Source organism: Candidatus Thiosymbion oneisti (assembly GCF_900092655.1).
GTDB lineage: Bacteria > Pseudomonadota > Gammaproteobacteria > Chromatiales > Chromatiaceae > Thiosymbion > Thiosymbion oneisti.
Genome location: NZ_FLUY01000412.1, coordinates 1 through 9,689, shown reverse-complemented (window position 1 = coordinate 9,689; position 9,689 = coordinate 1). Strand labels below are relative to the sequence as shown.

The 9,689-nt window shown below is 59.6% G+C and carries 10 protein-coding genes and 1 tRNA gene; 7 read left to right on the top strand and 4 right to left on the bottom strand.

The genetic code is table 11. The features are described from left to right. Positions 1–194: 194 nt before the first annotated feature. Positions 195–270, bottom strand: a tRNA-Ile gene (locus BQ17_RS03850). Between the two features lie 7 nt (positions 271–277). Beyond that, positions 278–2,095, bottom strand: a complete 1,818-nt coding sequence (gene rpoD, locus BQ17_RS03845; RefSeq protein ID WP_089724448.1) for an RNA polymerase sigma factor RpoD — start codon at positions 2,093–2,095, stop codon at positions 278–280. 386 nt (positions 2,096–2,481) lie between these two features. Here rpoD and BQ17_RS03840 point away from each other — a divergent pair, with 386 nt between their 5' ends. The 4 genes from BQ17_RS03840 (at position 2,482) to BQ17_RS03825 (ending at position 6,255) form a co-directional block, all read left to right on the top strand. Then, complete coding sequence (locus BQ17_RS03840) at positions 2,482–4,614, top strand: SUMF1/EgtB/PvdO family nonheme iron enzyme (protein WP_089724446.1); 2,133 nt, start codon at positions 2,482–2,484, stop codon at positions 4,612–4,614. 2 nt (positions 4,615–4,616) lie between these two features. Beyond that, positions 4,617–4,829: an SEL1-like repeat protein gene (locus BQ17_RS03835; protein ID WP_089724444.1), complete on the top strand. Its 213-nt coding sequence runs from the start codon at positions 4,617–4,619 to the stop codon at positions 4,827–4,829. Positions 4,830–4,933: 104 nt separating this feature from the next. Continuing rightward, positions 4,934–5,392, top strand: coding sequence for a hypothetical protein (locus BQ17_RS03830; protein ID WP_141699081.1), 459 nt, complete (start codon positions 4,934–4,936; stop codon positions 5,390–5,392). 116 nt (positions 5,393–5,508) lie between these two features. Further along, the gene (locus tag BQ17_RS03825; protein ID WP_256091468.1) at positions 5,509–6,255 is read left to right on the top strand and encodes an ISAs1 family transposase; all 747 of its coding nucleotides are present in this window, start codon (positions 5,509–5,511) and stop codon (positions 6,253–6,255) included. Here BQ17_RS03825 and BQ17_RS23105 read toward each other — a convergent pair. Then, positions 6,206–6,583, bottom strand: a complete 378-nt coding sequence (locus BQ17_RS23105; protein WP_256091467.1) for a hypothetical protein — start codon at positions 6,581–6,583, stop codon at positions 6,206–6,208. The two genes, BQ17_RS03825 and BQ17_RS23105, sit on opposite strands and share 50 nt — an antisense overlap. On the opposite strand from BQ17_RS23105, the gene BQ17_RS03820 reads away from it, so the two are divergent. Both BQ17_RS03820 and BQ17_RS03815 read left to right on the top strand, forming a co-directional pair. Further along, positions 6,569–6,736 (top strand): phosphatase PAP2 family protein, encoded by a 168-nt coding sequence (locus tag BQ17_RS03820; protein WP_424945084.1) that lies wholly within the window; start codon positions 6,569–6,571, stop codon positions 6,734–6,736. The genes BQ17_RS23105 and BQ17_RS03820 overlap by 15 nt on opposite strands. Before the next feature lie 175 nt (positions 6,737–6,911). Beyond that, positions 6,912–8,141, top strand: a complete 1,230-nt coding sequence (locus BQ17_RS03815) for a glycosyltransferase (protein WP_089724440.1) — start codon at positions 6,912–6,914, stop codon at positions 8,139–8,141. 3 nt (positions 8,142–8,144) lie between these two features. Here BQ17_RS03815 and BQ17_RS03810 read toward each other — a convergent pair whose 3' ends face one another. Then, positions 8,145–9,101, bottom strand: coding sequence for an MBL fold metallo-hydrolase (locus BQ17_RS03810; RefSeq protein ID WP_089724438.1), 957 nt, complete (start codon positions 9,099–9,101; stop codon positions 8,145–8,147). Positions 9,102–9,495: 394 nt separating this feature from the next. Between BQ17_RS03810 and BQ17_RS03805 the strand changes: the two genes are divergently transcribed. Next, on the top strand, positions 9,496–9,689 hold a 194-nt coding region (locus BQ17_RS03805), incomplete at its 3' end, for a hypothetical protein (RefSeq protein ID WP_218068068.1).

The following is a 9,689-nucleotide window of genomic DNA, read 5'->3' as shown; positions in this document are numbered from 1 at the left end:
TGGTCATTGGGTGGGTAAGCCGTCTGAAAGACGGCGGTCCCAGCGTCCCCGGAACCGCCGACACTTTGTCGGCCCCTAGGACCGCCGACATCCTGTCGGCCTCTGGGATCGCCGACATTTTCTCGTTCCTATGCGCTGCGTGGGAACCAGAGACCGGGAGAGGGGCTTTTACGACATCCTCTCGGAGGGAGAGTTGGTGGGCCGTCAGGGATTTGAACCCCGGACCAAGGGATTATGAGTCCCCTGCTCTAACCGCTGAGCTAACGGCCCGTAGCGCTCACTCCGTATCGAGGAAGCTTTTGAGCTTTTCGGAGCGGGTCGGATGGCGTAGCTTGCGCAGGGCCTTGGCCTCGATCTGACGAATACGCTCGCGCGTGACATCGAATTGCTTACCGACCTCTTCCAGGGTGTGGTCGGTATTCATATCGATGCCGAAGCGCATGCGCAGGACCTTGGCCTCCCGAGAGGTGAGGCTGGCCAACATGTTTTGAGTCGCCTCGCGCAGGCCTTCGGCAGTGGCAGATTCCACCGGGGCGATCACCCCGGCGTCTTCGATAAAATCACCCAGATGGGAGTCCTCATCGTCGCCGATGGGAGTCTCCATGGAAATGGGCTCCTTGGCGATCTTCATGACCTTGCGCACCTTGTCTTCGGGCATCTCCATCCGCGCGGCGAGCTCCTCAGGCGTGGCCTCACGACCCATCTCCTGGACCATCTGACGGGAAATGCGATTGAGCTTGTTGATGGTCTCGATCATGTGTACCGGGATGCGGATCGTCCGCGCCTGGTCAGCGATGGAGCGGGTGATGGCCTGACGGATCCACCAGGTGGCGTAGGTGGAAAACTTGTAGCCGCGGCGGTACTCGAACTTATCCACGGCCTTCATGAGGCCGATATTGCCCTCCTGGATCAGATCCAAAAACTGCAGACCGCGGTTGGTGTACTTTTTGGCGATGGAAATGACCAAGCGCAGGTTGGCCTCGACCATTTCCTTCTTCGCGCGTCGGGCCTTGGCCTCTCCGATGGACATCCTGCGGTTGACGTCCTTGATCTCGCCGATGGTGAGCATGTTCTCCTTTTCCACGTCCTGCAACCTACGCTGGGCGCGGCGGATATCCTGGGCGTTCGCCGCAAGTTGCTCGACATAGGACCCACCGCCGGCAAGCTGCTGGTCGATCCACTCCAAATTGGTCTCGTGGTCCGGAAAGGTATCGATGAATACTTTGCGCGGCATCCCGGCTACTTCGACCGCCAGACCCATGATCACACGCTCTTGGGTGCGGATCCGCTCAATGGCGTAACGCAAGATCTCCACCAACACCTGGAAGACGTTGGCCACCAGCTTGAAGTGCAGGAACGCCTTGGAGACCTCCTGCATGGCGGCACGGGTACGTTCGTCATCCCGCCCAAACCGCACCAGGCAATCACGCATCACTGCATAATGGCCGCGCAGCAGCTGTACCCGGCGGGCGACTTCTTCCAGATCCGGGCCCGTATCCACTGCGGCCGCTTCGTCGTCACTGTCCGTGGCCGACTCGGTTTTGCCGTTCTTGGCCGCGGCCGGCGACGCCGGTGTCTGATCGTCGGCGTCGGCGAATCCCGAGATAACATCGGAGAGGCGAATCTCTCCGTCCTCCACCCGGGTAAAGCTGTCCAGCAGCTTTTCGACCGTGCGGGGATAGGTGGAAAGGGCAGAAAGGACCTGATTGAGACCGTCCTCGATTCGCTTGGCGATCCGCAGTTCGCCCTCACGGGTCAGCAGCTCTACGGTACCCATCTCCCGCATATACATGCGCACCGGGTCGGTGGTTCGCCCAAACTCGTTGTCTACCGATGCCAGCGCCGCCGCGGCGGCCTCGGCGGCCTCGTCATCGGAGACGGTGGAATCGCTCAAGGTCCGATCGATTTCCGCAGGCGTGGTCTCGTGCACCACGATCCCCATGTCGTTGATCATATGCACGATATCTTCGATTTGCTCCGGCTCGACAATGCCGGGCGGCAGATGGTCGTTGACTTCGGTATAGGTCAGGAATCCTTGCTCCTTACCCTTGGCGATCAGTTGCTTGAGCTGGGATTGTTGCTGTTCTTGATCCATTAAGGGACCTGTAAGGGACCTGCGGGTTCTGGGGGCCAACTATGGACACTTAACTTTCTATTTTAACACAAATCGATGAGGATTTTTTCTTGTCGCCAAAGTAAAAAATCCCGTATGGATTTCAGACTGCCGACAAGGGTCCGGATAACTTTAGCATCTGCAAAGGCAAGCAGGACCTGTCTGCCGCCAAGCAGGCAGACAGATAGGTCCGCCAGGACGGTTTCTCGGCAGGTTGATACGCACTTGCCCTGTTCGACCCCCTTGGAAGGAAGTGAAACCGGCGCTAAAGTGGCAACCGGCAGTCAACGCATGTGGTTGGGGACGCGACCTCGAAAAGCAATCAGGTGCCGCCGACACCTCACGAGCTACAGCCGAGAAAAACACAGATGGCAACGCCGAATATGCCCCATGCTTTGGCGGTGGGGGAGATGATCGAGGAGTTTCGGATCATCCGGATCCTGGGTGCGGGAGGCTTCGGTATCGTCTACGAGTGCCGAAACACGCATTTCCCGGAAACGGCCGTGATCAAGGAATTCCTGCCCCCTGAGTTCGCCTACCGGGGGGCGGACGGTCACGTGATGCCCCTCTCCGATCAGACCGAGGAGACCTTCAACTGGGCGCGCGACCGCTTCCTGCAAGAGGCCAAGACCCTGTGGGAGCTGGCGCGCCCGGAGCGCCATCCGAACATCGTACGCGTAACCCGTTATCGCGAGGCGAACGGAACCGCCTATATGTTCATGGATTTCGAGCAAGGCCGCCCTCTCTCGGAGATTCTCGAGCAACGGGGCCAACTGCCTCCCTCAGAGCTCGAGGCCCTCCTTTATCCTCTCCTCGACGGTCTGGAGCGCGTCCATGCAGCTGCTATCCTGCACCGGGACATCAAGCCGGCGAATATCCTGATCCGTGCCGACGGCACGCCGGTATTGATCGATTTCGGGGCCGCGCGCCGCGTGGTCCCCGGGCAGGAGCACTCGATCGTATCGTCCTACACCCCTGTCTATGCCGCCCTGGAGCAATACCATAATGTCGGCGATCAGGGCCCATGGACGGATATCTACAGCTTCGGTGCCGTGCTTTACCAAGCGGTGACGGGTCATAAACCCTTGAGTGCCATGGAGCGACTGCGCGGTGGCAACCAACGGGCAGCTACCGAGGAATGCAAGGACATCTATCCGCAACCGATCCTGGCCGCAATCGACCTGGCCCTGGCGGTCAAACCGGAGGAGCGGCCGCGGTCCGTATCCGAGTGGCGGCAATCCGTAGCAACGGCCTCCGACGCGTCCCAAGCGGATGAGGCGACTGTCGTCAGACCCGCTTCCGGCCCCGATGACCCTACTTGTGTCTCGCCACCGAAGACTGCACCTACCCCCGCGGTCCCCCAGGCTACAAGCGAGCCGGCGCCGCAGGAGCCGAGGAGGCGCAGTGCACGCCTCTGGCTCGCAGCCGGCACGGCGGTAGTCGTCCTCATGGTTTCCGGTCTTGGTCTGTACTTTAATGCGGGTGAACCCGACTCCGGCTCAGGTACACCGGATGTAGCGACGACCCTGCCGCCCCTGGAGACTGCCGCCAAGGTCGCCGATGATACACAACCTAAAGACAAGCCGACGCAGCCACCGGAGCCCGAGCCCCTACCCATATCTGGAACGCGTTTTTCGGATCCCATGAGTAACGGCGGCTTCGGCCCCATCATGGTCTGGCTGCCTGCAGGAGAGTTCCAGATGGGCTCTCTGCCGCAAGAGAAGGGCCGCCATTCCGACGAGCGACGCCACCTCGCGCGGGTCGCGGAGCCGTTCGCCATGGGCGAAACCGAGCTCACTTTGGGACATTATCGGCGGTTCATCGAGGAGACGGGTTACCGATCCGAGGCCGGCAGCGAATTTCCCTGCCAGAAACCGGACGAGAATTGGCAACGCTTGGTGGAAGATCGGAAGCTTACCTGGGAGCATCCGGGGTATGAGGTCACGGATCGACATCCCGTTGCCTGCGTCAGCTGGAACGACGCCAGTGCCTATGCAAACTGGTTATCCAAACAGACCGGTCGCCGCTATCGCCTGCCGACCGAGCTGGAGTGGGAGTACGCGGCGCGTGCCGGCACCACGTCAAGCCGTTTCTGGGGCGATAATCCCCAAGCAGGCTGCAGATACGCCAATACCGCCGACTGCGAAGACACGCACACCTATGCAGCCCCGGCCGGGGCCTTTCCGCCCAATCCATTTGGTCTGCGCGAGATGCTGGGCAATCTGGCCGAATGGACCTGCTCCGCATACGCAACCGGCTACGACGGTAGCCAGGCAACCTGCAGCGGACGCTTCGGCGGGGCGCCGCAGGTCCTGCGCGGCGGCTCTTGGCTCGACGCACCGGTGCTGGCACGATCCGCGGCACGGGACGGGGCCCCCCGAAGCTTTCGTTTCAACACCGTCGGCTTCCGATTGGTGCGCACGTTCGGTCTCGAATCGGGAAGTGACAACGTAGGGGAACCCAGATCGCGGGAGGCCGCTAGCCGAAAGGTGAGGAGATAGTCATGAAACAGGCACAAGGATTAATTTGGCTCGTCCGAGTCTGGGTAGCAGTGGCGGTTGTGATGTTGCTCGCCGCCTGTACCTTGATAGAGAAAATTGCCGAAACGAGTGGTCCTGAGCTGCAGTTCTCCTTAGGCAGGAATTACGAGGAAGGAACCCCCCAGGTACGGGACTACGAGCGCGCAGCCTATTGGTATCGCAAGGCCGCGGAGTAGGGGCATCAAAAGGCCCAGCTACGGCTCGGTGACTTCTATAAGATGAGTCTCGGCGTGAAGCGAGATCTGCTTCAGGCACGCGACTGGTATACCAAGGCCGCGAAATGTTCCAAGGACCGGGAAATCCAGCTTTGCCTCAAAGCCGAACGCAAACTCACCAATGTCGAGCAGATTTACCGGTCGGGGAAAGCAAAAAAGCGGGGAAAGACAAGAAAATCAGGGAAAACAGGGAAGCGGGGAAAGACAAGAAAGCCGAGGAAAACAGGAAAGCGGGGAAAGACAAGAAAGCCGGGGAAAACAGGAAAACGGGGAAAGACAAGAAAGCCGAGGAAAACAGGAAAGCGAGGGAAGATAAGAAAGCTGAGGAAAACAGGAAAGGGGGGGAAGACAAGAAAGCCGGGGGAGACAGGAAACACAGCGCCGTCCCGTGGCCGAACGAAACGCATAATCGATCAGCAATCCTCTCGGTAACCTTTCATACTAACCACTATCAAACCGGAATAGGGGTGGACCAGGTATTCTCTCCAGGGCGAGCGCGTATAAATTTTCATAATAACAAATAGATAGGTGAAAGTAGGGGGAAACAACTTTTGGAGTTTTCCCCCTGACAAACCGCTTTCAAGACCTTTTTTCGCGCCTTGAAGATCCGCGGGTTGAGCGCCATCAACTTCACGGCTTGATGGATATTCGACTGCTGGTGATCTGTGCCGTCGTCAGTGGTGCTGACGGCTGGGAAGCCATTGAGGAATTCGGCAAAGCGAAGCTGCAATGGCGGCGCCAGTTCGTGCCTTTTAGGAACGGCGTTCCCTCCCACGATTGTATTGCCAGCGTGATCTCGTGGCTGTCGGTGAAGGGCTTTCAAGCCTGCTCTGCGAGTTGGACCGAAGCCCTTACGGAGGCGACGGGCGGTCAGGTCATTGCAGTGGATGGCAAAACCGTCAGCGGCTCGCGTGATCGCGCGCGTGGGCGCGCGGTCCTGCACATGGTCAGTGCTTGGGGGGACACCAATCGCGTGGTACTCGGTCAGGAGGCAACGGCGGAGAAATCCAACGAACTCACGGCGATTCCTAAGTTGCTGGCGCTGCTGGAGCTGACTGGCTGCATCGTCACCCTCGATGCCATGGGTTGTCAGCGTGAGCTTGCCGCCCAGCTCGTCAACCAAGGTGCGGAGTACGTGCTGGGACTCAAAGGCAACCAGCGTGCCTTGCACGAGGCGGTCAAGGATTTTTTCGCGGTGGCTCAGGCCGATGAGTTTGCCAGTATCGACCATGACTTCTATGAAGAGGTAGATAAGGACCATGGACGCCTGGAAATTCGTCGCTATTGGATCACTGAAGCGCTCCAAACACTCCCCAACACTGAGCAGTGGATGGGACTTACGCAGCATCGGCCTGGTCGAGCGCCGCTGCTTGATCGGCGACACTGAAACTGTGGAGCAACGTTTTTTTATCAACGCCATCCCGGCCAATGCCGCCCGTTTCGCACACGCCGTGCGGGGACACTGGGGGGTGGAAAATCGGCTTCATTGACAGCTGGACGTGGTATTCCATGAGGATGCCAGCCGCATTCGCAGCGGTAACGCGCCAGCCATCATGACCGCGATCCGACACCTGGGCCTGAATTTGTTTGAGCGTGAGCCTTCCTCCTTGCGTTTGGCACAGAAGCGACGCTGAGCCGCTTGGGATGACGACTACCGCGCTAAGGTCCTGTGTGGTTAAAAATTTATACGCGCTCGCCCTGTGGTTGCGTTGCATTACTATCCTCAGCTGGCCTGGGTTCTGGTACCTTTTACCCTTTTGGTCGCAAGCTCCCGCGTGATCCTCGGCCTTCACTATCCAAGCGACGTCCTAGCGGCCACGGGCATCGGGTTTGTGCTGGGCTATGCGGGAATTCTGCTCTTGCCTTAACCTGCGGCGGAGCTACAGGGTCGTCTCCCTATCCATGGGGCCGTCTGGGCCAAGTCCCGCCGGCGAGACGCCCAGGTTCCATTGTCTCTCCACCCGTGCGTCCTGTGCGGCCATCTGAATCCAACCGTTCGATCCCGGTCTCTAAGTCCGGTTTTCTTGAAATTATGGTGCCACCATGCGCATCCTGATGATCTCCGACGTCTATTTCCCGCGGATTAACGGCGTATCCACATCGATCCAGACATTCGCCACCGAGTTTTCGAAGCAGGGGCACCAGGTTACGCTGATCGCACCTGACTATGGTCCAATGGCACCAGGGAGGAGCTGGGCGTTGCGCAAAGGTACCTCTATCTCTGCGGCTCCTCCCCACGCCGAGCATACCGGCGATGAGTTGGAGTCTTTCGAAATCATCCGCATCGCATCGCGTTATCTTCCACTGGACACGGAGGATCGCCTCTTGCGCATGAGCCGAATCCGTTCGCTTACCCCGCGACTGGCGGCACAGGACTACGACCTACTCCATATCCAAACCCCTTTTATCGCCCATTACGCGGGGCTGAAACTGGTGCGCCGGCTGAAGGTCCCGGTAGTCGAAAGCTATCACACCTTCTTCGAGCAATATGTCGACAAGTACATTACCTGTTTACCTCCGTCCTGGCTGCGCCTGGCGGCGCGGCATATTTCCGCCGCCCAGTGCGGCAACCTGGATGCGCTCGTGGTCCCGTCGCGGGCCACGCGATCCATACTCGAGACCTACGGGGTAACGACACCGGCCACGGTCATTCCCACCGGTATCGAGCTTGAGCAATTCAGTCAGGGTGACGGAGCACGCTTTAGACACCGTTACGGAATTCCGGCGGACCGGCCCGTGCTGGTTCACATCGGGCGCTTGGCCTTCGAGAAGAATGTGGACTTTCTCTTGCGTATGCTGGTGCGGGTCAAGCGTGAGATTCCGGAGGTGCTGCTCGTCATCGCCGGCGAGGGGCCGGCACGCCGCAGATTGGAATCCATGGGCGTCGAGCTGGGCCTACGCGAACAGCTCCTGTTCGTGGGCTATCTGAGCCGCGACGGTGATCTGGAGGACTGTTACCGCGCCGGAGACGGATTCGTCTTTGCCTCCCGCACCGAGACCCAGGGCCTGGTGCTCTTGGAGGCCATGGCCCTGGGCGTACCCGTGGTCTCTACTGCCGTCATGGGTACCCAAGAGGTCCTCGACGGTGGTGAGGGATGCCTGATTGCCGCCGATGACGAGGCCGATTTTGCCTCCAAGACGGTGCGCCTTCTTTCCGATTCCAATCTACGCACAAGGCTCGGCGCGCAGGCCCGGGCCTACGCTCGGACCTGGTCCGCCCCGGTCCTCGCCGACCGCATGCTCGCGTTCTACCGGACGCTTGTGTCCAGGTAGGCCCTAATCGAAGACGACACGGTCGCCGTTGCCGAGCATCAGCGGGCTCGCGGAGCCGTAGCGGCCGGAACCACGCACAACGGGATAGCCGAGCGCAATCATCCTCTCCACCGCCGGCACGCCGGTGCAGTGATTGGCAGCGATCTTGCGGAAGCCGAATCGCCCCAGATCGGCGATCGTCCGCTCCTGCGCGGGAGACAGCGACGGGTCAAAGGGGGCAATATGGAGACCCCCGTAAAGACCGTACAAGGTCGACTCGGTCGCGATATGGGTAAGGGCGTAATCCGCCAGGGTGGTAACCGTCTGATGGCAACAACCGGTAACACAGACGGTCCCCTGGTCTTGAACCCGGAAATACAGTGACTGTTCGCCTCTGATGCCGAGCAGGATGGGAAGGTCGAAGACCACCGCCACACAGCCGGGGTACAGGACTGTGGGCCTATCCGGGGGAGTAACGAGAATAGGGCCGGTATGACGGACAGGCGGCACCCTGTCCGTGGAGGTAGGTGCCGAACGCTCACCGCGGATAAACGCCAGCGCCTCCTCGGTGAAGCCGGGTGGCACGCGCAGGGGAAGGTCCGGACGGTAATGCAGGACGGCTTGCAGCCCCCACAGGTGATCCAAGTGCTCATGGGACAGGAATAGAAACTCGATCTCGCCCCGCGCCAGCATGCCGTCAACGCCGGTTGCCTCGAAACGGCCTTGCATGTAGGCCTCGTTCCACCCGCAATCGAGGAGAAACTTGTGCCGTGCCCCCGTCAGCAGCTCGACCTCGATGAGGGCGGCGCTGCCTGCGGCATTGCTCGCCTGCCAAGGCTTGTCCCACTGACTGGCGTCAGATCCACCCCCACCCTTGATATCCGCCAGCAGCCGGTCCGTGTCATGCCAGCCGACTTCCGAGATACAGGTGATGGTTACCGAACGACATACACCCAGACGTTCCTTATCTCCTCTTGTCATGATCCACTACCGTGCTATTCACTACCGTTCTGGGGACAAAAAATTTATCATTCTGCATGACCGCCGCTACCCTTATCCGGATCTGTGCCCAGTATACTACTCTTTCCAAACGCTATCGCGGACGTAAACCAGCATGGAATTTTTCCGTTCCAATACCCCGTACCTCTGGCTGTTGTCTGTTCTCATTTCACTGGTGGCTGTCGCCGCAATGAGCTATAAGTGGTTGAATGTATACCGTTCATATGGAACGGATACAAATGTGATTCGTGATCAATTATCCATTACCGGGATAATTTGATTCCTAAGCTGGCATACTGGCCGGTAATCCTGTGGGCGATGGCGATAGCAACCTGGTTGATCGCGTACCAAGACCGACGCCGTCGATGCCACCGTCGTGGCCCAATTCGCTCTGCGCATGCCCTTTACCCCCTGGCAACGCCCCGATGCCTTGGCTCTGACCATCCGCGCTTGCGCGCGCCGCATCGCCGCCCTGAACCAGCTCCGAACTCAGACCAAGAACCAGCTCCATGCCGCTGAGCAAACCGCCGCGACACCAGACTTTCTCCTCGCCGACCTGCAACAGAGCAT

Excerpts from the sequence above, each read along its gene's own strand:
- BQ17_RS03825 (WP_256091468.1), top strand. The coding sequence starts at position 5,509 with ATGGATATTCGACTGCTGGTGATCTGTGCCGTCGTCAGTGGTGCTGAC.
- BQ17_RS03810 (WP_089724438.1), bottom strand. The coding sequence starts at position 9,101 with ATGACAAGAGGAGATAAGGAACGTCTGGGTGTATGTCGTTCGGTAACC.
- rpoD (WP_089724448.1), bottom strand. The coding sequence starts at position 2,095 with ATGGATCAAGAACAGCAACAATCCCAGCTCAAGCAACTGATCGCCAAG.
- BQ17_RS03840 (WP_089724446.1), top strand. The coding sequence starts at position 2,482 with ATGGCAACGCCGAATATGCCCCATGCTTTGGCGGTGGGGGAGATGATC.
- BQ17_RS03815 (WP_089724440.1), top strand. The coding sequence starts at position 6,912 with ATGCGCATCCTGATGATCTCCGACGTCTATTTCCCGCGGATTAACGGC.
- BQ17_RS03830 (WP_141699081.1), top strand. The coding sequence starts at position 4,934 with ATGTTCCAAGGACCGGGAAATCCAGCTTTGCCTCAAAGCCGAACGCAA.
- BQ17_RS23105 (WP_256091467.1), bottom strand. The coding sequence starts at position 6,583 with ATGCAACGCAACCACAGGGCGAGCGCGTATAAATTTTTAACCACACAG.
- BQ17_RS03835 (WP_089724444.1), top strand. The coding sequence starts at position 4,617 with ATGAAACAGGCACAAGGATTAATTTGGCTCGTCCGAGTCTGGGTAGCA.